We start from the raw sequence: 24796 nt of genomic DNA, 5'->3' as shown, positions 1-24796 counted from the left end.
TTTATGTATGTCTTATATTAGCACGCTGCCAGATACAATCATAACTATCACCGCTATCAAATACTAAGTTAACACGATGCTAAATCCACCTTGTAAAGCCAAACTGACATCTCTCATTAGAGCACGCCATAAAAAAGCCCATCATCAAAGACAACGGGCTTTTTATCTAGGGCATGTCATCAATCTGAACGAAAACGCCTAAATGGGCTAAAAATGGCTAAATCTGTTGGTCACCGATTTATTTACCTTGCCACAATACTTCGTCTGCATATAACGCTTCAATGGTTTCGCGTTTGCGAATCAGTTGATGGCTATCATCGGCTACCATTACCTCACTAGCACGCGGGCGTGAATTATAATTACTACTCATGGTAAAGCCATACGCACCAGCGCCTGTGATTGCTAAAACGTCGCCTGCCGCGAGCGACAATAAACGGTCTTTCGCTAAAAAATCACCCGTTTCGCAAATAGCGCCAACGATATCCCATGGCTGCGTGCCATCAGTGCCGATGCCATTCTCAGGCAAAGCACTTGGAATGACTGCCATTTCAGCTTGATATAACGCCGGACGAATCAAGTCATTCATTGCTGCGTCAACAATGGCAAAGTTCTTATGTTCCGTTGGTTTTAGCACATCAACCTTAGTCAATAATACCCCAGCATTTGCCACAATACTGCGACCCGGCTCAAAGAATACCGTTAAGCCAAGCTCGCTAAGTTTCGGTAATAACGCTTGAGCAAACTCGTCGATAGATACTGGTGTCTCATCGATATAACGCACACCCAAACCACCGCCCAAATCGATATGACGCAGCTCAATACCTTTATCATGTAAGTTATATATCAGCTCAATCACTTTATCCAAAGCCGCGACAAATGGCGCAACTTCAGTCAACTGCGAGCCAATATGACAGTCAATACCGACGATATCGATATGAGATAATTGCGCCGCTTGCTCATAGACGGCAACTGCGTCTTCGTGGGTGATACCAAATTTATTGTCTTTTAACCCTGTTGAGATATACGGATGCGTCTTGGCGTCGACATTCGGATTAACCCGTAGTGAAATTGGCGCAGGCTTATCCAATTTCTGTGCCACATCATTAATCAAAGTCAGCTCGCTGATTGACTCTACGTTAAAACAACCAATACCTTGGGTCAGGGCATACTCGATATCGCTATAAGTCTTGCCCACGCCTGAGAACACCACACGTGAAGCGTCACCACCTGCCGCCAATACCCGCATTAGCTCGCCGCGTGAAACGATATCAAACCCTGCGCCTGCTTGCGCCAATATACCAAGTACTGCAAGGTTAGAATTAGCTTTTACAGCATAACAAATCTGGTGCGTTAAACTGGCAAAGCTATCGCTATAAGCTTGATAGACATCCAAAATGGCTTGTTTTGAGTAGACATAACAGGGCGTACCATAGTGTTTAACCACATCATCAATGCTCACCTGCTCCATATACAATGCACCATCGCGATAATCTAGCGCGGGTAAATGGGCGGTTAAAGCTTGAGGATTAACATACAAGCCTTGCTCAGTTTGGATCGTGACAGATTCGCCAGTTTGTTGCTCAGAATGACTCATATAAACATCTCTAATTTCATCAGGTTACAAAGTTAAAAAAATCTTAGGGTGCACACCGAAATCTCGTTGACGGCATTGAGTTTTTAATAAAAATCAATAATCATTCGGGTCTTCACTGGGTTCCGGTAGCTTAAAATCATCCATTTCTTGATGACCATCATCTTGTGTCGAATAGGTACTACCCTGTATGTTAGCGCTATCCGTAGCTCCTTGAACCGTCTGGCTACTAGCGTCGGCGAGGTATAGATTGCCTTTTTGACCGCAACCCGTCAAACCCATTATAACCACCCCACTAATAATAAAAGTGGAGATAACACGGCGACCAAGATCAGCGACATTAGTGTGCTCAGTTTTCGAAAAGCGGTTAATAGTAAACATAGAATAGAGAACCTGTGACTTTGCAATGGCATGAGAATGATAAAAAGCACGAGTCATAAAGGCGATAGATCCAACCCTATAGACAGCTAAATAAAAGCTATCGCCATCGCTAAAAAATGACAATATGACTGCTTTGGATAATAGCATTATTACATAATGCTGTGTGCATACTGAATATCCCTAATCAATAAATTTGGACGAGTTTGGTTTTTCTAAGTTTTACTAGACCGTGCGACTGCCATTTACTAAGCGAGCGTTGATACTAGCGGTCTTAATGTATCGCTATAATGGTAAAACAGTCTATTATATTTACTTAGACAAATTTTCTTACAATTTATTATGAGCTATTATATTTGGCTGTAGCAGCCGACAAACCCTAGCGACACTCGGTGTACAGTTGTATTGTCTATACCACATTCTATCGATTTAACCCTTATAGTTATCGTGGTATAGCCCTAAAACTATGGTACATTATGTGTAGACCTTGCGACTGTGTTGAGGCGCTAGCATGCGACTTAACAAGCACTGATCAATAGTGCCAGCCCAAGAGTGACCAGAATCAGCAATGTACTTGCTTGACCTATGTCGGCATGGATGCGGCTGGTTTTTGTTTATTCAACCGGTACTCGTCTGTGATGAGTCACCCTTTACAAAATACAATCTAAGGACAGAGTATGAGCGCCAGCCTAACCACCACTTTTGATGACAAAAATACCGAAACATCGAATCTAATCAATCCCACCTTAGTCCTCAACTGTGGTTCCTCTTCTATCAAATACGCGCTGATTAGCGAAGACAATTCTATTCGTATCACTGGTTTGGCCGAAAACTTAGGGCTCGATACTGCTCGTATCAAACACACGACGTTAAATGGAGATAAGCTGGAAATCTCTATCTCAGGTGGTCGTCATCAGTTAGCACTACAAAAAATCCTTGAGCTATTAGAACAGTATCATTTCATCGCCGTTGGTCATCGCGTGGTTCATGGTGGCCGTGAGTACTCTGCAGCAGTCCGTGTCGATGAGCATGTGCTGGACGAAGTAAAACGCTTAAAAATACTCGCACCCCTACATAACCCTGCCCATGCTTTAGGTATCGAAGCGGTACAGGCGATTTATCCTGATATTCCTCAAGTCGTCGTCTTTGATACGGCCTTTCACCAAACCATGCCTCCTGTTGCTTTTCGCTACCCACTACCAAAAGCCCTATACGAAGAACACAAAATCCGCCGTTATGGCTTTCATGGTACGTCTCATGCCTATGTCTCAGAGCGTGCCAGTGAAATTACTGAGTCTAAAGGCCCACATGGCTGGCTTACAGCGCATCTGGGTAATGGCTGCTCGGCAACTGCCGTTTATGACGGCAAAAGTTTTGATACCAGTATGGGTCTGACCCCGCTTGAAGGGCTCATGATGGGTACGCGTAGTGGTGATGTTGACCCAAGTCTACACATACACCTAAAGCGCCAGCTCGGTATGAGCTTGGAAGAGATTGATGCCATGCTCAATAATGAAAGTGGTCTATTGGGTGTCTCAGGATTGTCTAATGATTTACGTACCGTCGAACAAGCGGCGAACGAAGGTCATGCAGATGCCAAACTCGCTATCGAGATGTTCTGTTACCGCGTCGGTAAATATCTTGCCAGCTTAAGCTGCGCGTTACCAGAATTCACAGGCATTGTCTTTACAGGTGGTATCGGCGAAAACTCAGTCACCACCCGAACCAGTATCCTAGAAGTGATGCGTCATTTCGGCATAAAAGTAGACGCTGACAAAAATGCGAGCTTGTTTGGTGGTAGCGAAGGCAGCTTCCACGCAGACAATAGCAGTATCGAGCTATGGGTTGTGCCAACTGATGAAGAGTGCCGTATTGCTCAAGAAACACGTGAAGCATTGGGCTTACTCTAAGCTCGACACTTTTTATAAGTTGCTTATATTATAAGTTACTTGTAATTTTCTCATAAGCTTCTAGTCGTCTTATAAGCTTTTATTCATTAGACGTGTTAAGTTATTTTTTTGCCCAGCGCTTCTTATACATAGCCTATGATGAGAAGCGCGACGTTTTACTCATTCCAGCAAGGATGAAGTGAGCTTTAAAAATATAATAAACCGTAGGATACTTTATGCAAACCATTTTACTAGTTCCCATCAGCCGTGGTATCGGCGTAACGTCAGCAGCGCTTGGATTGATCCGCGCTCTTGATTACAACGGTATCAAAGCGGGCTTTATGAAGCCATTTTTGCAAGATGATACACTTGATAAGCAAAACAGTTTAGACAGCTCAAGCGCGTTAGCAATGCATGCTTTTGGTCTGACGCCACCTAAATCTATCAGTCGGCAGCGTGTCGAGCGTATGATTGGTGATGGTAATCTTGATGACTTGATGGAAGAAGTGGTCGTCAATTATCATACTCTGGGCGATGATTACGATGTGGTGATCTGTGAGGGCTTAGTACCGACCACAGAGACCTCTTATGCCTCACAAATCAACCGTGCGATTGCCCATGCATTAGATGCTAGAATCATTTTTGTTAGCACTGCTGATACCAGTAAACCAGCCTATCTGGCTGATAAGCTTGACGTTCACGCTCGTGAGTTTGGCGGCATCGCCCATGAGCGCACACTCGGCGCGATTTTGATGCGTGTACATGACTTGCCAAATGCGCAAAGCACCGTAGAAAATCAAATCGTTGCCCCTGGTGAAGCGGTTGTGAGTTTAGATGAAGGCTTTATGCAAGAAGTCCAGCGCCTATCACCGCATTTTAATACTGATGCGTTCCGTTTAATCGGGGTAGTGCCATTCAGTGATTCACTGTCCGTGCCTCGTACGTGGGATATCGCCACTGAGCTTGATGCCAAATGGCTCAATGTCGGTGAAGCTAAGTCACGCCGTATTAACCGCATTAGCCTAACCGCACGCTCGGTCGCACGCGTCGATGAGGTGTTTAAACGTGGCACCCTTATCGTCGTACCGGGCGATCGAGATGATTTACTATTAGCAGCAGGTTTGGCTTGTATCAATGGTATCCCGCTGGCAGGATTGGTATTAACTGGCGGCGTCGAGCCGAGTGCAACCGTCGCTGAGCTATGGCAATCTGCCCTCAAAACAGGCATCCCTGTCATGAGTGTCGAAAGCGACAGCTATGAGACCGTACAAAGCCTCATGCACATGAGCGCAGAGATTCCAAGTGATGATACTGAACGTGCTGAAGAAGTGGCTCGTTATGTCGCCGCCCATTTAGATCTTAGCTGGATTAAAGACTATTTTAGTCAAAATCATGAGCCGCGCCTCTCACCATCTGCATTCCGTCATCAAGTGGTTAAAAAAGCACAAGACGCCAAAAAACGCATCGTGCTACCAGAGGGTTCTGAGCCGCGTACGGTTGAAGCCGCTTGTATCTGTCAAAGCCGCGGCATCGCCAACTGTGTACTACTCGCTAAGCGTAGCGATGTCGAGCAAGTGGCTAAAAATCTCGACTTAGTTTTACCTGAAGGTCTTGAAATAATTGACCCCGACACGCTTGATATGGATAAGTATATCGCTGCAGTGGTCGAACGCCGTAAAGGTAAAACCAGCGCAGAAGTCGCGGCTGAATACTTAAAAGACACCGTATATCTAGGCACGACCATGCTACAGATGGATGAAGTCGACGGCCTCGTTTCTGGCGCGATTCATACCACTGCCAATACTGTCCGTCCAGCGTTTCAGTTGATTAAGACCGCACCGCAATACTCGCTCGTATCATCAGTATTTTTTATGCTGCTACCTGAGCAAGTGGTTGTCTACGGTGACTGTGCCATTAATCCTGATCCAAATGCCGAAGAACTGGCTGAGATTGCCATTCAATCAGCACAGTCTGCTGCCGCCTTCGGTATTGATCCAAAAGTTGCGATGATTAGCTATTCTACAGGCTCATCAGGAACTGGCGCGGACGTCGAAAAAGTCACCCGTGCAACCCAAATCGTCCGCGAGCGTGCGCCACACCTAAAAGTCGATGGACCGCTACAGTATGACGCCGCTTCTGTCATGAGCGTCGGCAAGCAAAAAGCGCCTGATTCACCGGTTGCTGGGCAAGCCAATGTCTTTATTTTCCCAGACCTCAATACGGGCAATACCACTTATAAAGCCGTACAACGTAGCGCCAATGTAGTGAGTGTTGGCCCAATGCTGCAAGGTTTGAATAAGCCAGTAAACGACTTGTCTCGTGGAGCCTTGGTCGATGATATTATCTACACCATCGCCCTTACCGCTATTCAAGCTCATAGCGACGCGATTTAATTGCATTCAAATGTAGGACTAATTGCGCTATAGGTAACCGACTATCAACATGATGGTCGGTTTTTTATTGGCTACGTTTACAACTGACTTTTTAAAAAATTTTCATTACGGATAGCTAAGTGCTCATTTTACCTAGTATTTCAGCGCTTTTAATGACAGATGCCCGCTTGCCCTCTACAATAGCGCTACCATCGAAGCATTTAACTTAAAAAAGGTCAGCCGATAAAAGGGTAATATGCATCAACGACAACGTGCCTCTTATCTATTTTTACGCATTTATTTATGCCAAATACCAGCAAAAATCCTCAAAAAAATACACCTGCGCCAGCCATTCGTGCTTATCTTGGCGGCTCATTTGATCCCGTACATGAGGGTCATCTGCAAATGGCGATGACTGTTTATCAGCGTTTGCTACCGATAGCCAAGCAGCAACAGCGCGCGCTGCACGTGTCACTATTGCCCAATGCGCGCTCTCCCTTTAAAGAAAAAAGTACAGATCCTAAACACCGTCTGGCGATGTTAAAGCTTGCGACACTCCATACACCGCTACAAATTAATGAGCTTGAGCTGTGGCAAACACCGCCTGTTTATACCATCGATAGTGTACTCACGTTGCGCCAGCGTTATCCGTATGACAGTCTAATATTCATTATCGGTATGGATAGCGCGCTGAGTTTGAGCAAATGGAAAAACGGTTTAGAGCTTACCGATTACGTCAATCTTTGGGTGTTTAATCGTGATGACTTGTCTGATATTAATAATAAAAATAATCACCTGTTGGCAACCACGACTCATTCCGCCAACAAAACGTTAATCGCGCAGGATACGATGAACTTGCACGCCCAATTACCTGCGCAGCTGCAATCTTTACGCATCGATGCGCCTACTGACTTATTACAGCCAACCTCTCAAGCATCGACCGATAGCCATCTCTTGAAAAACACCCATCAAGGCCACATTTATATAGACTCGCGTCCTATCGCCACGATATCCAGTACACAGATACGCCAACAGTTACAGCCGACGGAAAATCGATCGAATATAATATCCGCAGCGGCAAGGCAAATGACATCTATCGCACCAATAAATGATATCATAGACAATACTGCACCCAATCCATTAGCTAAATGGCTAAATCCTGCTGTTTATCAATATATTATCGCCCATCAGCTATATTCTGCTGCTCAATTCCGTTAAAATCGCCTTATCTTTGTCATTTTGCCCATCCAGTCTCTACAGCTGACTGGCGACATCTAGTCCATTCGACAATGCCAACGCATGCAAATTGACGATTTACCTTTTTATTTTTAATATTGACGATTCAAGAGATCAAAATTTATGACCAACACCATGACTGAAGAACGCTTAAAAGAATGCTTAGCCGTTGTTGAGACCGCTCTAGACGATATGAAAGCGAAGAACATCACCGTAATGAATGTAGAAGATTTGACTGACGTAACCGAACGCATCGTTATCGCTGACGGTACTTCTAAGCGCCATGTACGCGCGATGGCTGACAATGTCGGTGCTGAGGCGAAGCAAGCGGGTTTTATGCCACTTGGTCGCGAAGGCGGTATCGACTCTGACTGGACATTGATTGATCTGGGCGCTGTCGTCGTGCATGTGATGACGCCACAAGCCCGTGAGTTCTATGACTTAGAAGGTCTATGGTCATCACCTGAGCAATTGGCTGAGCTGGTCGCTGTACCACGTGAAAAGAAAACTGCTGGTCGCCGCAATAAAAATAAATAATTTTATTTATTTTTATAACGCTGTGAAAACCAAAAAGACCAGATATCTATTCTGGTCTTTTTTTGTCTAAAATTTACCGTTCTAATACCCTTTCACCTACTGCTAAATTTTAAGCGGCTGAATGCTTAGCATTAGATGAATGATTAAGCTAAGATAATACGCATTATTAATACCAGTATTAAAGTAGCCTCTCCCCTAATAAATCCCTATAGATTAGGAAAACCTATGAGCTTAGAACCTATAAATATAGCAACGCTAATATCTTCTACCCCAAAAAATGTAGCCGACTTTAACCAAACCCTGCCGCTACATATCGCCAATCTAATCTGCGTCCGCGCTGGCAAAGCCATGCCATTCACCCGTGAGCAACTAAGTGCCATCGATAAAGCCCCAATCAAAGCCCCTGTTGCGGTCAATTTCATGGGATTGATTACTGATGAGCAAGCCGATCGCAAGCATCATGGCGGCCCACTCAAAGCCGTGCATCAACTGGCACCTGCAACTTATGAAAGAATCAATACAGAGTTTGGGCTAAACGTGCGCGTCGGTACATTGGGCGAAAACTTCACGACCGAAGCAGTAAATGATTTGCCTGAAATGACCGAATCTACAGTTTGTATTGGCGACGTTTTTGAATATGGTAATACGGCTACTAGTACAGATGATGTTGATAATTTACAACTGCGTATCGTGCAACCGCGCCGCCCCTGCTACAAAATCAATGATCAGATCGGACAGTTTACCAAAGTGCCGAATATCGCGGCATGGATCAGCAAACAAGGTATCGCTGGTTGGTATTTCAAAGTGGTACGTGATGGCATGATTAGCGCTGATTTACCAGTTTACTTGATAGAACGTCCCTATCCTTTTGCGACACTTGAGACATTATGGCAGCTATCAAATTCAAAAGAAAAATTTGCAGCGGAAGTCATTGAACCTTGGCTTGCGATTGAGTGTTTGGAGGACAGTTGGAAAAAGGTGTTGGCGAAGAAGATTCGCAAGAATTAAAAAAGCTTTCAAAGATATCTCGACCTCATCTATCTACTATCAATAAAAAAATAAAGGCAAGTATAGTCAATCCTATATAAATCAGATACGGTGTCAGGCTCGCTTAGTCTACTATTTGTAGTACTTTCGCTCGCCTTCCTTGTATCCAAATTATATTGAAACGACTATATCAAAGCTCACCTTTATTCACACAGAGCATTTCATGGTAAAAAACATCTTCTTAGCGTTTGGCTTAACACTGCCCTTGATTGGCTGCGTAACCACAACCTCTCCAGTCGCAACCACCAAGAGCTACATCGTGGACAGTAAAACCCACCAAGCCACTGGCAAAAGCGAGCGCATCAAAACCATCGTCCTGCACTATACGGTGTCAGACAACGACAGATCGATCAAAACACTGACCACAGGCAAAGTCAGCGCCCACTATTTATTGTTAGATAATGACGATGATAAAATCTATAATCTAGTCCCAGAAAACGAGCGGGCTTGGCATGCAGGTGATGGCGGCTTTGCAGGACGGACGATATTGAACGATACCTCTATTGGCATAGAAATCGTCAATGCAGGGATTGCGCCTAAGTATCAAAATGCATTAAAAGACGGTAAGTTGGCGTATCATCCTTATGAGCATTATGTCGCCTTTAATGAGTGGCAGATTAAAAAGGTCGCGGAGTTGGTGCAAGATATCACGGCGAGATATGACATTTCACCAAAGAATATCATCGGTCATTCTGATATGGCACCCTCGCGCAAAATAGACCCCGGTGCAAAGTTTCCTTGGGAGCAACTGTATAAGCAATATGGCATCGGTGCTTGGTATGATGACGCTGATAAGCTTGCTTTTATGGATACAGACACATTTGCAGCGGCCACGATACCTGAGCTTAAGCAGCAATTTCGAGACTATGGCTATCAGATTAACAGTAGCGACGAGTGGGACAAAGCCAGTCGCGATGTCGTCTATGCGTTTCAACTGCACTTTAGACCCCGTAACCCAACAGGAACGGTAGACTTAGAGACTTATGCTATTTTAAAGGCATTGAATAAGAAGTATGCTGATACCAATGATTTTTATTAGGGCATGTCCTCATTTTAAAAATGGTAATAAAAATGAGATAAATTTCCGTCAAACGAGGAAAATAGCGTAGATAATATCAGGATATTAACAAGCTATTTGACGATGTATGGCAAGATTTAGCCATTTTTAGCCCATTTAGAGGATACTCAATTGAATTGAGGACACGCCCTAATTATGTCATCAATAATAAACGAGCTGTACAAGGAATTTTATGAGCACATTGTTTAGCGTAAATTTGAATAAATTGGCTTTAATCCGTAACTCGCGCGGTACTGATTACCCTAACTTGTTGACCTTTGTGAAAAAGCTGATTGACCTAGGGGTTAAAGGCTTTACCGTACACCCGAGACCCGATGAGCGTCATATCAGATACCAAGATGTCTATGATATCAGTGCATTCTTAAAGGACTACCCAGAGATTGAGTTCAATATCGAAGGCAACCCAAATGAGCAGTTTTTAAAGATCATTCGTGAGGTAAAACCGCATCAATGTACGCTCGTACCAGACAGTGACGATCAGCTGACCTCGGATCATGGTTTTGATATCATTAAACATCATGAGTTTTTATCAACTTTAAGCAAAGAGCTGCAAGCCTTTGGTACGCGCTGTGCGGTGTTTATCGACCCTGATATCGAACAAATCAAAGCGGTCATCGAGAGCGATGTACAGACGATCGAGATGTATACCGAAGAATGGGCGCGCGCCTACAGTAATGGTAAGAGCGGCGACAATATTGATTTCGATGAGGTCAAGCAACGCTTTAGCGACTGTATTAATCTAGCTAATCAAAACGGTATCCGCGTCAATGCTGGTCATGATTTGAATTTGGATAATTTAGCTGATCTGCTCGCGCTTAGTGATATCGCTGAAGTGTCGATTGGTCATGCATTTACGATTGAATCACTGGAGCAAGGCATGGATAATGTCGTGCGTCAGTATTTAGAGATTTGTGGTTAGTCCATACTAGGGCGTGTCTTCAATTCACTCGATAGTCATCTCAATGGGCTAAAAATGGCTAAATCTTGCCAAACATCGTCAAATAGCTGGTTAATATCCTAATATTATCTGCGCTATTTTTCTTGTTTGACGGCAATTTATCTCATTTTTATCACCATTTTTGAAATGAAGACACGCCCTAATAAGCAAATAGTTTGGTTCTATCAGTAGTCTTAATATCTACATTATCAGCGCAAACGCTAATAATATTAAAAAAGGAATCTTTATGTATCAAGACTTTCAGAAACACCTACAACAAGAAATCAGCGATATACGTGAGGCAGGACTGTATAAAACTGAGCGCGTGATCACCTCTCCGCAAGATGCGCTTATCAAAATCACTGATGGCCGTGAAGTGCTTAACTTCTGTGCCAATAACTACCTTGGACTGTCTGACCACCCTGAAATTAGAAAGGCGGCTATCGAAGCCATTGAAAACTCAGGTTATGGCATGTCATCGGTGCGGTTTATTTGTGGTACACAAGATTTGCATAAGCAATTAGAAGCAGCGATTTCTAAGTTTTTTAATACCGAAGATACGATTCTTTATGCGGCCTGTTTTGATGCCAATGGCGGTGCCTTTGAGCCACTACTGACCAGTGAAGACGCCATTATTTCTGATTCGCTAAATCATGCTTCAATCATTGATGGCGTACGTCTGTGTAAAGCCGCACGTTATCGCTATGCCAATGCGGATATGCAAGATTTGGAGACGCAATTACAAGCAGCGCAAGCACAGCGTTTTCGTTTGATTGTGACCGACGGTGTGTTTTCGATGGATGGTAATGTCGCGCCAATGGATGAGATTTATGCGTTGGCACAAAAATATGATGCCATGGTCATGATTGACGAGTCGCATTCAGCAGGCGTGGTCGGTCACACTGGTGGTGGCGTGACTGAATTGTTCAATCTACGTGGTGATATTGAGCTGATCACTGGTACTTTGGGCAAGGCCTTTGGCGGTGCTATTGGCGGCTTTACCACGGGTAAAAAAGAAATCGTTGAGATGTTGCGTCAACGCTCACGCCCGTATCTGTTTTCAAATTCTATTCCTCCTATGGTGGCTGCCGCTGGGGTAAAAGCGTTTGAAATGCTATCGCAAGACAATACCCTACAAGATAAATTGCATGAAAATACCGCTTATTTTGTGAAGAAAATGCAAGATGCAGGCTTCGATATCAAGCCTACCGAATCGGCAATTTGTGCGGTCATGCTTTATGACGCCAACGTCTCACAGCAAATGGCAGACGCACTGCTTGAAGAAGGCATTTATGTGATTGGCTTCTTTTACCCTGTCGTGCCCAAAAACGAGGCTCGCATTCGTGTCCAACTCTCTGCTGCCCATACTCGCGAGCAGCTAGACAAGTGTATCACCGCCTTTATCAAAGTCGCCAAGCAAATGAAAGTGATTGATTAAGCGTCGTTCGGTATTTGTTCAGTATTCACTCGCTAGATTCAACCATTAAGTACAACACCGTTAAATAAGAGAAAAGTATGAAAGCACTGGTTAAAGCCCATGCCAAAAAAGGCATCTGGATGCAAGACATGCCAGAACCTACGGTTGGCATCAATGACGTTAAAATTAAAATTAAAAAAACCGCCATTTGCGGTACAGATTTACACATTTATAAGTGGGATGAGTGGTCAGAAAGAACCATCAAGACACCGATGATCATCGGACACGAATATGTCGGTATCATTAGCGAAATAGGCGATGGCGTGAAGCACTTTGAAGTGGGCGACCGAGTCACTGGCGAAGGACATATCGCTTGCGGGCATTGCCGTAACTGTCGCCGTGGCAAGCTGCATGTGTGCGAAAACACCATCGGCGTGGGCGTCGACCGCGATGGCGCGTTTGCCGAATATTTGGTGATACCTGCCGATAATGTCATCAAGCTTGATGAGCGTATCAGCGATGAGATGGCAGCCATCATGGATCCCTTCGGCAATGCCACGCATACTGCCCTTTCATTTCCTGTCCTTGGTGAAGATGTGCTAATCACTGGTGCGGGACTGATTGGTTCTATGGCGACAGCGATTTGCCGCTTCGCAGGGGCGCGTAATATTGTGGTCAGTGATATCAGTGATTATCGCCTAGAGCTTGCCAAAAAAATGGGCGCGACGATGACCATCAACCCAGCCAAAGGTGAAACCATCGAAGGTGCCATTGCTGAGTTAAAAATGCACGGCTTTGATATTGGGCTTGAGATGTCAGGCTCACCTCAGGCCTTTGATTCGATGATTAGTAACATGTATAACGGCTCTAAAATTGCGCTCTTGGGTATTTTGCCTAACACCACCACGGTGGATTGGAGCAAGATTATTTTTAAGGCGTTAACCCTAAAAGGTATTTATGGGCGCGAGATGTGGGAGACGTGGTATCAAATGGAGCAAATGCTGATTAGCGGTATTGATTTGTCGCCCATCATTACCCATCGCATGCACATCGATGACTTCCAAGAAGGCTTCGATATTATGGAAAGTGGGCAATGCGGTAAGGTGATTTTAAGCTGGGATTGATAACGTGGTGCGTCAGTATTTGAGGAGTCGTGATTAGGATTTCCATTATCACGACTGATAGAACGGCACTGATCTCAGTGCCGTTTTTTATAGGGTAAAATTATACGAGGGATAAACTATGAGCGATTCTGAAGCCGAAAAACTTGAAAAGTATTTAGCAGAAAAAGCCAAGCAAGATCAGGAAAAAGAGCCTGAGCCACTCTCTGCTTATGATGCTTGTGTGCTAAAGGAAAGTGCTAAGATTCATGAGTTGATAGCTGAGGCTCAGAAGCATTCAGAAGATGAGTAGTGGGATAAAAATATTTTTTATCCGTTAATCGTGCGTTTACGGTAAAATCGACCTATGTTTATAAATAATGTAAAACTAAAACGTTAAGTGAAAAAATAAAAGGGACTTACCATGAGCGCAGGCTTAATCAAACATCTAAGAAAGAAAACTGATGAAGACAGTAATACTAAAATATTGATGTCGCAATGGGAGTTTGATGAAAAGCTCGTCGGTAAGTCACTTGAAAATGTGGGTAGTTATTACCCACACTTTAGTAGTCACAACGAATCGCACTCTCAGCAAATACTTGTCAATATCGAACGTCTACTCGGTAGCAATATTGAAAAGCTAACAGCGACAGACACATGGTTAATATTAGAGGCAGCCTACTGGCATGATATCGGTATGCTATTTAATGCTGATGAAGTTCAAAAAGTCTTTGAAGAAGATGACTTTAAAGAATATGTCGAAAGCCTAGCTAATGATAATACACAAGACTTGCATGAATTTGCCAAAGTCTGGCATGAAGATGGTTGGAATAAAGCACTTGTCAATCATTCAGACCCACATACAGGCGTCGAAAAATACCGTCAGATGATTGCTGAATGGTATCGCCGTGGTCATGCCAAAAACTCAAACTCCGTGGTTTTAGATCCTTTTGAAAAACTCGGGATTACCTCACCTCGCACAGAACTTCTCCCAAAACGTATATATCGCTATCTTGGTCAAATATGCTGGGCACACGGTCTTGGTTTTGAAGATTATGTGATGAAAATATTACCCTTTCGCCAAACAGGCATGGGTACAGAAAATTGTCATCCTCGTTTTGTCGCCTGCTTACTACGCTTGGGTGATTTATTTGATATCGATGACAACCGCTTTTGTCCTGTAATGGCAAGGCAAGTTAGTAATATGCCCTCGTTTAGTGAGACGCATAAACATAAACATCAAGCGATTCGTGAGTTTCAGCTAGATAATGAAACGGTTAGCATAACGGCTGTTTGTAGTACGGAAATGGCATATATTGAATGTCGCAATTGGTTTGATTGGATCAAGGAAGAAATTCAAAATCAGATGTCGCAGTGGAAAAATATTGTGCCTAGTCGTGACTTTGGGTTACTTCCAACTATCAATAAACTTGATGTTGAGATGACTGATAAAAAAATTCTGCTTAATGATAAGCCAATGAAATTCTCGCTAGACGAGCGTAGTGCTATTGAGCTATTGCAAGGTAATAATCTATATAAAGATGATATGAGCATCTATCGAGAGCTTATTCAAAATGCCATTGATGCAACAATGATCAGGGTTTGGCTAGAGCATGGACAAGAACATAGTACTAAGAAATTGCCTAAAAATGCTAATCCTTACGACGCAGAAACTCGTGAATTATTCGGAGACTACTCTATTATCTTAGATTGTAAAAAAATCGCTGACGATGAAGATTCGACGTTATGGGAATTTAGTATTGAGGATAATGGTGTTGGCATTTCGCGTACAGACCTTGAGTATATGCAAAAAATTGCAGGGTCTAAAAACAATAAAGAGAAGAAAAAGATAATTTCCCAAATGCCAGAATGGATGCGACCTTCGGGTGAGTTTGGCATTGGTCTTCACAGTGCATTTCTTCTAATGAAAGACTTGCCTGCTAAACATCAGAAGATAACTATTTTTACAAAAAGTCGATTAACTAATGAAAGTTTAAAAATTGAACTTAACTCGCCATTATTTGGGAAAGCAGGATATTGTTTTATCGAAGAAATAGATGATCTTAAGAAGTTTGGTACTAAGCTTTATATTACAGAAAAGGCATCTAAGGTTGATATAAGAGATCATAGAAAAAATAAAAATAGTTTCCTAGAAATAAAGGACTTAGTATTTTATAAAGGGATAAAAGCTATAGATTTGAGTTTTCTGAAAAAAAATCACTAGTATAAAAAGACTGCTAAACCCACCATTAGTTTCAATAGCTTATAGCAAGAAATTATATGACTTAATTCCAATTCAAAATATAGATGATGATACAGACAATAGAAAAGGTTACTTTTGGAGTTCAAACGCTAACTCTGCAATAAAAATCTATTTTATAGATGAAAGTAAGGAGGAAACTACTTTTCAACGTTTGCACACTCTAAAGTATAAAGGTCAAAGAGTAAGTAGTTTCGATTCAAATGAAACGTTGGTTCATCTCCCCGACATCTTCAATATTAAAACACTTTATTACACAATTGATGTTTATAGTGAAAAAGCATCTGAAATTATTAGTCTGAGCCGAGAAAATATTTTAAATGAAAGCCTAATTAACTATAGAGCATTGCAAGCTTATAACGACTTAGTAAGTCACATAAAAAACTATAATGACGACATCTTAGATGACATGTTCAATTCCGATCATAGAATGGTAGCGTTATTTGAGAAGTTCTCAAATGAAGGTTTATCTACAACCAATGAGTCATGGAAAGAAATTTTTGTATCTAATAAGGGTTTTACAGTTGACGATATTTTAAACTGTAATAGTTTCTGCAATGCTCGAATTAGCAAAGACGACTTAAAACCTTTATCTAACATAATAAATATTAATGAAATACTAGTTTTTGAATCCTATTTATTAGATTCTTTATTAGAAGATGAGGGTTTTCAAAATACTCTCATAAGTAAGGGTTTTACTAAATATGAGATATTAGATGAAAAAGTTAATAAGGGCTATTTTCAATGTTTATATACAAAAGAAAATATAAAAACCTCTACTAATAGTCTTAGAAAAATTGATATACATCATATGCATTCAACGCTTAGTAACATTGATGACTTTTATAAAATATTTAATTGGAAGCATGCTATTGCACCATCAGAATTAGTCAAGGATATCTTAATTATAAAATCTTCTACTATTAGACATAGCTTCTTTAGTAACTGTATAAAAAATAATTTATTAAAAATTTTAAACAATAAGCTAATTAAAGGCTCTATTGTTGTGCCATTTATCAATAACACAGATGGAACTATAATAGAAATAGCTAATGAACAACTTGTTCAACTCGCTGATGCACCGAATGAAATGAAAGAAGAAATCGACCAAATTTATACTGATTTAAAAATGTTTGTAATAAATAAAACAAAAGAACAAAATTCTGAGTGGTACAAAGCATACATCAAAGGGAAAAAATTCGAAGCTGTTGATTTATCTGGTTTAAATGAACTATATAAATCTGCTACTTAGATAAAATAGTAGTCTTGAGGCGCGGTTTAGCCCCGACTGTAGCGGTATCCTGCTGGTTTGGGCGAGTTGCGATGGCTAGGTTTTGGGGTGACGACGCGAAGCAAGCGACGACCCAAACCGTAGCTAGCGCCGCGCCCAGACTGGCAGATACAAGCGGAAGGCGGGAAATAGCTCCCCTACTTCTTAAAAACCCAAATCCCAAACACAAAAAAGGTGAGCCGAAGCCCACCTTTTTTATTATCTAAAATTACTCAAACCAGCTTATCTTAACCAAGCCCGCGCATTACGGAACATACGCATCCACGCGCCGTCCTCGTCCCACTCTTCTGGTTTCCAGCTGTGGTTGTAGGCTTTTAGGTTACGCTCAGGATGCGGCATCATGATAGTGACGCGACCATCGGTGCTACATAGACCCGTGACACCACCGAGCGAACCGTTTGGATTGAGCGGATACGTCTCGGTTGGATGACCTTGGCTATCGACATAACGCATCGCGAGCTGACCGTGTTTAGCCATACCGTCGATTTCGGTATTGTCTAGTGTGGCATAGCCTTCACCATGCGCCACAGCGATTGGTAAGATGCTGTCTTGCATCCCTTTGAACAGGATCGACTTGGTACGCTCAACTTTTACATTGACCGTACGTGCTTCAAATCGAGCTGATTTGTTCGCGACGAAACGTGGGAAGTTTTCCGCACCTGGGATGAGGTCTTTTAACTGCGCCATCATCTGACAACCGTTACAGACACCTAATGAGAAGGTATCAGGACGGGCAAAGAAGCGGACAAACTGCATGCGTAGCTCGTCATGGAACAAGATAGAGTTCGCCCAGCCAGAGCCTGCGCCCAGTACATCACCATAACTAAAGCCACCACAAGCGACCAGACCGTCGAACTCACGTAGATTTATGCGGCCACTGAGTAGATCACTCATGTGTACATCGACCGCTTCAAAGCCCGCTTGGGTAAAGCCTGCTGCCATTTCTGTCTGACCGTTTACGCCTTGCTCACGCAAGATAGCGACTCTTGGTTTATTCTCACGGCTAGCCAAGTATGGCTCTTCAACTTTTTGATTGAGATCAAAGTTTGGCGCAGCGATCAGGCCTTTGTGGCTCGCATCAGCAATCAAGTCATACTCTTGCTGTACGCACGCTGGATTATCACGACGACGCGCGATTTGATAGCTGACCTGACTCCATTCTTGTTGTAATTCGCTACGGCTAAAGCTTAGAGTTTCATTACCCATGTGCAAAGGCGTTTGGATAATTAAGCTGTCTTCTTCCGAGCTTTGACCAACTAGGCTGAGCATATCGCTAACGTTAAATTCTTCTGCCAATTGCATTAATGCGGCGACGTTTTCAGGCAAGACTTGGATGACCGCACCCAGCTCTTCACTGAACAGCTGACCGAGTAAGTTATCATCAGTTAATGACAGCTTGATACCTTGACGACTGGTAAACTGCATCTCAGCAATCGTTGCAAGCAAGCCACCATCACCGATATCGTGATAGGCGCTGATGACGCCTTGCGCGTTGCCCGCTTGGATAAAGTTGAAGAAATCGATTAAATCGCTTGGTTTATCGAGGTCAGGACATTCATTGCCCAATTGACTTGCCGTTTGCGCAAGGATTGAGCCACCTAGACGTAATTTACCTCTAGATAAGTCAATACGGTAGAAGGCGCTATCACCGTTAATAAGTTCAGGCGTTAGGGTTTTTGCCACGTCAATAACAGGCGCAAAAGCGGTAATGACCAAGCTCATTGGCGAAACGACTGATTTATCCGTGCTGCCACTCTCGTCTTCATCCGTCCAGTTAGCACGCATCGATAGCGAATCTTTACCGACTGGAATAGCGATACCGAGTGCTGGGCATAGCTCTTCACCAACGGTATATACAGCGTCGAATAATACCGCATCTTCAACGTCTTCACCACAGGCTGCCATCCAGTTCGCTGACATGGTGATGTCAGATAGCTGTGCAATGCGCGCACCAGCGATGTTAGTAATCGCTTCACCAACCGCCAGACGTGCTGAGGCTTTTGGATTAATCAAAGCAACAGGCGTACGTTCGCCAACACTCATCGCTTCACCCGTCATCACCTGACCATCTAACGCTATAAGACCTGAAGCGGTAACGGCACAATCAGCGACGGGGACTTGGTAGCGACCAACATATTGATCACGCACCACCATACCCGTGATAGAGCGGTCACCAATACTAATGAGGAATGACTTGCTAGCGACAGTAGGATGACGTAAAACATCTTTGATGGATTCAGCTAGATTGACGTCGCCAAGCTCAAGCGGTGGCAACTCGTTTGCCTGTACGTTAAAGCTACGCTGCATCTGCGGCGTACCACCGAGCAATACTTGCATCGGCATATCGACAGGCTGATCGTCTAGCAATTCATCGGCGACATTAAGCTGACGGATTTCGGTCGCTGTACCCAAAATCGCATACGGGCAACGCTCACGCTGACAAATAGCGTCAAACTGGGCTTGGCTCTCTGGGCGAATCGCTAAGACATAGCGCTCTTGCGCTTCATTTGACCAAATCGCCATCGGTGACATACCCGCCTCAAGCGACGGAATGTGACGTAGATTGAGCACTGCACCCATCTCATGATCGTTGACCAATTCTGGCATCGCATTGGATAGACCACCTGCCCCGACGTCATGTAGCGAGACGATTGGGTTACCGTCCGCGCTGTTGTTACTAGAGTCGATATCATTACCAGCTAAGGCCCAGCAGCGATCGATAACTTCCTGACAGCGACGCTCCATCTCAGCGTTATCACGTTGCACTGAGGCAAAGTCTAAGCCTTCATCTAATGAACCGCTATCGACTGAAGACGCCGCACCGCCGCCTAGACCAATCTGCATCGCAGGACCACCAAGGACGATTAATAAATCACCTTGCTGAATGGTGTTTTTTTCAATGAGGTTGCGTTTGATATTGCCATAACCACCTGCCAGCATAATTGGCTTATGATAGCCGCGCATTTGGCTGCCGTCTTTTGCCGCTGACGTATCAAGCTGAAAACTACGGAAATAACCACATAGATTAGGACGACCAAATTCGTTTGAGAAGTTGGCTGAACCGAGTGGCGCTTCAGTCATAATTTCAAGGCTGGTTGCCATACGATCTGGCGTACCATAATCCTGTGTACTTACTTGACCTGATTGCTCCCATTTTTCAGCGAGCTCTGGGATATGTAGGTGTGATACATGAAAGCCTGTTAGACCTGCTTTTGGCTTACCGCCACGACCAGTCGCGCCTTCATCACGAATCTCACCGCCCGCACCTGTCGCCGCACCCGAATAAGGGGCAATCGCGGTTGGATGATTATGGGTTTCGACTTTCATTAAAATGTCGATTTCTTCTTGATGAAAGCCATAAGGATGAATTGAATTGGCATCCATCGCGTCAGTCGGGGTAGGATAAAAACGCATGCCGTTAGAACCTGCCATTACCGCGGCATTGTCTTTATACGCTGACAAGATACCTTGTGGATTGGCTTTATAAGTATTCTTAATCATTTGGAACAGTGACTTTGGCTGTACTTCGCCATCGACTGTCCATTCAGCGTTAAAAATCTTATGACGGCAATGCTCTGAGTTTGCCTGTGCAAACATCATCAGCTCAACGTCCGTTGGATTGCGTTTTAGCTCATTGACATAAGCATTCATCAGATAGTCAATATCTTCGACAGATAGCGCAAAGCCAAACTGGGTGTTGGCTGCTTCTAACGCTGACTGACCTTGTCCAATAACATCGATATGATTCAGTGATGCTGGCGCTTGATCGTCGAACAATTTACTGACATCGCTCAAGTCATAGACCAAGCTCTGCGTCATACGGTCAAACAACACCTGCTCAGCGGCAGTAGACAGCTTTTCACTGACTTCACCATCGATTGTTATGGTATAGACAACGACACGCTCAACGCGATTGATCGCAATTTCACAGTTATTAAAGATATCAGTCGCTTTACTTGCCCATGGCGAAATCGTGCCAAAACGTGGACCAACGATGACTTGTAATTGATTGCTTTTTGGGGCTTCAAGGACAGTGCTACTGTCGACAGCAAGTAAGTCTAGCGCTTTTTTATGCTCATCACCTTCTAGTTCTCGTGATAACACATACACTTGCTGGGTATGGATTTGGCTGACATTTAGCTCGGTTTTTTGCTGGAACTGACTGATGAGTTGCTGCGTCTGAAAATCGGTAAGAAACGGTTGTCCGGCGATGGTCATCATAAAGGCATAATCCGTAAGATCAAGGCATCTCTGCCATGCAAAGTAAATGGTCTGCGTATTATAACAAGAAGCCCTGTAATAAGCAGGTCTAAACCAAGATAAATTGCCGATACGAACCATTAAATAGTCATGAAATATCTGAGGTGAGTAAAATATTCGTTACTTTTCCCATACTCTCTTTTCATCGTAGAAACCTTTAGAGCATATCGTCACAATTTTTACTTAACCCTTATATTCCTTACAAACGCTGACATCGTATTACTGGCAGCCTATATAAATAGACCACTGATTATCGGTATTCTAAACACAAGTTGTTAGATAGCTAGAAACTAACAAATAAGAATCTAACTAATAAAAACTTCATAACTATTAATCAAATACTATAAAGAAAAGGAAATTTACTATGAGTAGACAAGACCATATCGATAAAGTGCAAGAACTGGTAAAAGACATTAAATTTGCCATGATGACCACTCGCACTCACGAAGACCATCTACATGCTTGCCCGATGACCACCAGCGAAACCAGTATCGGTGCCAAAGAAATCTGGTTTATCGGTGACAAGACCACCGAAACAGTCAAAGATATTGAAAAAGACCCACAGGTCAACTTAGCCTACGTCAGCCAAGATGCAAAAGACTATGTCTCAATTAATGGTAAAGCAGAACTGGTTGAAGACCAAGAGAAACTAGATGAGCTATGGTCGCCGATCTATAATGCGTTTTATGAGCAAGGTAAAGAAGATCCAAACATACAGCTGATTAAAGTCGTACCACATGGTGCTGAGTATTGGCTAAGTGGTAGTTCAGTCGTCAACATGTTTAAGATGACCACGGCTGCTGTGATGGATGGCAAAAAAGCGACGAATCTAGGTGAAAATAACTCAGTGACTTTATAAAAAAAACTCAGTGATCTTGTAAGAACTAGCAACGTTATAAGAAACCGTTATTTGAATGCAAAATAGCAGAATACAAAAACGCCAGTGGCTAAATGCGACTGGCGTTTCTTTATGTGTTATCTATTATCTATTGATAACCATTACTGTGGTGGTTTTGCATAGCCATTGTCAGCTGGATAAGCCTGTGGCTGCGCTGGCTTGGGCTTAGAAGGATCGTATAGCCCATAAACTGCCGTACCGATTATACCTGTGTTATTGATAGAGCCAGAGCTGGTATTAGCAGCATAGGCACTCTCTGGCTTGCTAAATATAAAGGATGCTACCGAACTCTGACTCTTGCGGAAGCCTTCAATCACCAAATCATCATTGGGATTTAGCACATATCCACTATCATAACGGCTGGCAGCGCTACCATTCAGGACATTTATTCCATCGACACTAGCGACGATTTCATAAGTATTGGCGCTGTTATTATGATATACCAAACGGTAGGCCTGACCCGCTTGACCTTGGACATAGTAATTGCCCGAGTCTCGATAAAGGGATAGTGCACCCGTATCTGTTTCCATCGAAAAATCAACCTTGCCCGCCAGTAGCGACATGCTATTTACCGCACGTCCATCATAGGCTTTGTCTGCATAACGAACCTGCATCTGCTCGATCGGATCACTACTCGTACGGCGCAGATCAACAGTCGTCACTTCAGAGTTGACATCATCACCCCATTTGGTACCCAAACGTTCTGATTCTGCTGCGTCCTGAGTAGAACGTTCTGCAATAGATTCTGTTTGAATAGTTGAGGATGATTGCTCCTGAATGTTTGAGCCAGAGGAACACCCCGTTAATAGTGCCAGTACCAATACAGCCGCACCTGACTGTGCCTGATATGAGGTCATACCTATTTCCTTATCTAGATAACGTTTCGTTCTAACTTAGCAAATTTCTTGTATTTTGTTTACTAATTTTTAGTATATATGAACCATACAAACAATGTCTAAGACAAATTGACACCATCAGCAGCATTTTAAGTAGACCATAAAAAACGCCAGTGGCAAATGCGACTGACGTTTTCTATTTAAATTTTATCATTTTTACGTTAAGGCTTTATACCTAACCACTTTGCTTCAAGTACGGCCAAGCAGCTCTTAGATAAATCATCATCGACCACAAAGTCAAAATAACGGCAGCAACCATCAGTACATAACCAATCATTTCAAGTGATTCCCAGTTGAGCAATAGCACCGTAATTGCCACCATTTGAAATGTTGTCTTGAGCTTACCCACATAAGAGACAGCCACGCTGGTACTTTTGCCCAGCTCTGCCATCCATTCACGCAGTGCGGATACCGCAATCTCACGTGAGATAATCACGATAGCGGCAATCGCCATTATAATATTGGGATGCCACTGCACCAAGATAATAAGCGCTACTGCTACCATTAATTTATCAGCGACAGGGTCTAAAAATCGACCGAAGGCTGAGATAACATTAAGCTTACGGGCAAAATATCCATCAAGCCAATCAGTAATCGCTGCAATAATAAAAACGCTAGTCAAAAGTAAATGACGTAATAAGCTATCACTAAATTCGCTCATGCCGACCCGCGCAATCACATTGTCTGAGATGGCAGGCATGCCAATTCCCATAGCAGGTGGCCAATAAGCAATCGCGACAAATAGCGGAATCATTAAAATCCGCGCGATAGTAAGGTTATTAGGCAAGTTAAAAATACTCTTGGTATTTTGCGGCTCCTGCGTATGCAAATGCGTATTCTCAGTCATGGCAAACCCAGTTTTATATAAACATATTAATGGTAGATAGCTTAGCATTTTTCACGCAGGTCGTCATGCCATCTCTTTAGCTATTCAGTTATCGATATAGTCAGTTGAATTTAAAAATAGTCGGTTGAATTTAAAAATAGTCGGTTGAATTTAAAAATAGTCGGTTGAATTTAAAAATAGCACAAGGCAACCGATTGTAGATGTATCTTTACTATTTCAAGCGAGATTAACGCAGTAATATTTTTATAGTGGAGTGACTATTAAAATTAATCAATCTTTCATATACAACTACAAAACTTTGCTACGCATTTTTCAATGCTAGATATGACACGACCAAAAGACTCATCTACTGGAGATGAAATATGACGTTAATTTTCTCTCTCATAAGCTCTAAACGTAATGTCATGTAACCAAAATAGCCAAACCGCTGTCAATTGCGCTATGATAGCGATTCTGATAAAAACACTTGTACACTTAAATATGTAAGTAAATATATGCAGTTATTGAATTAATCACCACCACCCTAATATTAGTTAATATAGAAAAACTCATAATAACAATAGGTCACAACCACTGCCTCTGTAGTTCCTTTACACGATCAGTTTTCCTCGGCCCACAGTTCCTCCTCTGTGGGCTCTTTTTTTGCCTACAATTTATGCTTAGTTAAAGGTTTTTGTTATATACAAGTATAACCATTTGCAAAAATCTGTATCGTTTGAGCAATAATCTAAGAAGTGGCATATTGCTTATAAGGAAAAACCC

Annotated in this window: 18 protein-coding genes; 13 read left to right on the top strand and 5 right to left on the bottom strand. The window is 42.9% G+C overall.

All coding sequences use genetic code 11. The annotated features are described in order from the left end of the window. Window positions 1–238: 238 nt before the first annotated feature. A complete protein-coding gene (gene lysA, locus JMW64_RS01770) occupies window positions 239–1594 on the bottom strand; it encodes a diaminopimelate decarboxylase (RefSeq protein WP_201552567.1) in 1356 nt (451 codons plus the stop codon). Window positions 1595–1687: 93 nt separating this feature from the next. Continuing rightward, window positions 1688–1972 carry an LPS translocon maturation chaperone LptM gene (gene lptM / locus JMW64_RS01765; RefSeq protein WP_201552565.1) on the bottom strand — a complete coding sequence of 95 codons (285 nt, stop codon included), beginning with the start codon at window positions 1970–1972 and terminating at the stop codon, window positions 1688–1690. Window positions 1973–2646: 674 nt separating this feature from the next. Between lptM and JMW64_RS01760 the strand changes: the two genes are divergently transcribed. The 12 genes from JMW64_RS01760 (at window position 2647) to JMW64_RS01705 (ending at window position 17094) form a co-directional block, all read left to right on the top strand. Beyond that, on the top strand, window positions 2647–3879 hold the full coding sequence (locus tag JMW64_RS01760) for an acetate/propionate family kinase (protein WP_109591163.1): 1233 nt from the start codon (window positions 2647–2649) through the stop codon (window positions 3877–3879). 215 nt (window positions 3880–4094) lie between these two features. After that, window positions 4095–6251, top strand: a complete 2157-nt coding sequence (gene pta, locus JMW64_RS01755) for a phosphate acetyltransferase (RefSeq protein WP_109591161.1) — start codon at window positions 4095–4097, stop codon at window positions 6249–6251. Window positions 6252–6533: 282 nt separating this feature from the next. Then, window positions 6534–7448 (top strand): nicotinate-nicotinamide nucleotide adenylyltransferase, encoded by a 915-nt coding sequence (locus JMW64_RS01750; protein WP_201552563.1) that lies wholly within the window; start codon window positions 6534–6536, stop codon window positions 7446–7448. 141 nt (window positions 7449–7589) lie between these two features. Then, window positions 7590–8003: a ribosome silencing factor gene (rsfS, locus tag JMW64_RS01745; protein WP_045443355.1), complete on the top strand. Its 414-nt coding sequence runs from the start codon at window positions 7590–7592 to the stop codon at window positions 8001–8003. 225 nt (window positions 8004–8228) lie between these two features. Then, a complete protein-coding gene (locus tag JMW64_RS01740) occupies window positions 8229–9011 on the top strand; it encodes an MOSC domain-containing protein (protein WP_201552561.1) in 783 nt (260 codons plus the stop codon). Between the two features lie 202 nt (window positions 9012–9213). Further along, window positions 9214–10089, top strand: coding sequence for an N-acetylmuramoyl-L-alanine amidase (locus JMW64_RS01735; protein WP_109591155.1), 876 nt, complete (start codon window positions 9214–9216; stop codon window positions 10087–10089). Window positions 10090–10300: 211 nt separating this feature from the next. Next, the gene (locus JMW64_RS01730) at window positions 10301–11047 is read left to right on the top strand and encodes a pyridoxine 5'-phosphate synthase (RefSeq protein ID WP_201552553.1); all 747 of its coding nucleotides are present in this window, start codon (window positions 10301–10303) and stop codon (window positions 11045–11047) included. Window positions 11048–11312: 265 nt separating this feature from the next. After that, on the top strand, window positions 11313–12503 hold the full coding sequence (kbl, locus tag JMW64_RS01725; RefSeq protein ID WP_201552550.1) for a glycine C-acetyltransferase: 1191 nt from the start codon (window positions 11313–11315) through the stop codon (window positions 12501–12503). A gap of 77 nt (window positions 12504–12580) precedes the next feature. Continuing rightward, on the top strand, window positions 12581–13606 hold the full coding sequence (gene tdh / locus JMW64_RS01720) for an L-threonine 3-dehydrogenase (RefSeq protein WP_201552548.1): 1026 nt from the start codon (window positions 12581–12583) through the stop codon (window positions 13604–13606). A 118-nt stretch (window positions 13607–13724) separates the two neighbouring features. Then, window positions 13725–13895 (top strand): hypothetical protein, encoded by a 171-nt coding sequence (locus tag JMW64_RS01715; RefSeq protein WP_201552546.1) that lies wholly within the window; start codon window positions 13725–13727, stop codon window positions 13893–13895. Window positions 13896–14006: 111 nt separating this feature from the next. Continuing rightward, entirely contained in the window at window positions 14007–15806 is a 1800-nt protein-coding gene (locus JMW64_RS01710) for an HD domain-containing protein (RefSeq protein ID WP_201552543.1), read from the top strand. Window positions 15807–16272: 466 nt separating this feature from the next. Beyond that, window positions 16273–17094, top strand: a complete 822-nt coding sequence (locus tag JMW64_RS01705) for a hypothetical protein (RefSeq protein ID WP_201552541.1) — start codon at window positions 16273–16275, stop codon at window positions 17092–17094. Window positions 17095–17355: 261 nt separating this feature from the next. On the opposite strand, the gene purL is transcribed toward JMW64_RS01705, so the two are convergent. Next, complete coding sequence (gene purL, locus JMW64_RS01700; protein WP_201552539.1) at window positions 17356–21354, bottom strand: phosphoribosylformylglycinamidine synthase; 3999 nt, start codon at window positions 21352–21354, stop codon at window positions 17356–17358. Window positions 21355–21757: 403 nt separating this feature from the next. Between purL and JMW64_RS01695 the strand changes: the two genes are divergently transcribed. Then, a complete protein-coding gene (locus tag JMW64_RS01695; RefSeq protein ID WP_201552537.1) occupies window positions 21758–22252 on the top strand; it encodes a pyridoxamine 5'-phosphate oxidase family protein in 495 nt (164 codons plus the stop codon). A 140-nt stretch (window positions 22253–22392) separates the two neighbouring features. On the opposite strand, the gene JMW64_RS01690 is transcribed toward JMW64_RS01695, so the two are convergent. Both JMW64_RS01690 and pgsA read right to left on the bottom strand, forming a co-directional pair. Beyond that, window positions 22393–23148 carry a hypothetical protein gene (locus JMW64_RS01690; protein ID WP_201552535.1) on the bottom strand — a complete coding sequence of 252 codons (756 nt, stop codon included), beginning with the start codon at window positions 23146–23148 and terminating at the stop codon, window positions 22393–22395. A gap of 214 nt (window positions 23149–23362) precedes the next feature. Further along, window positions 23363–24034, bottom strand: coding sequence for a CDP-diacylglycerol--glycerol-3-phosphate 3-phosphatidyltransferase (gene pgsA / locus JMW64_RS01685; RefSeq protein WP_201552533.1), 672 nt, complete (start codon window positions 24032–24034; stop codon window positions 23363–23365). Window positions 24035–24796 lie beyond the last annotated feature (762 nt).

This window comes from Psychrobacter immobilis (assembly GCF_904846065.1).
Classification (GTDB): domain Bacteria; phylum Pseudomonadota; class Gammaproteobacteria; order Pseudomonadales; family Moraxellaceae; genus Psychrobacter; species Psychrobacter immobilis_H.
Note: the sequence above shows the minus strand (reverse complement) of the source record. Positions and strands in the feature narration are given on the sequence as shown.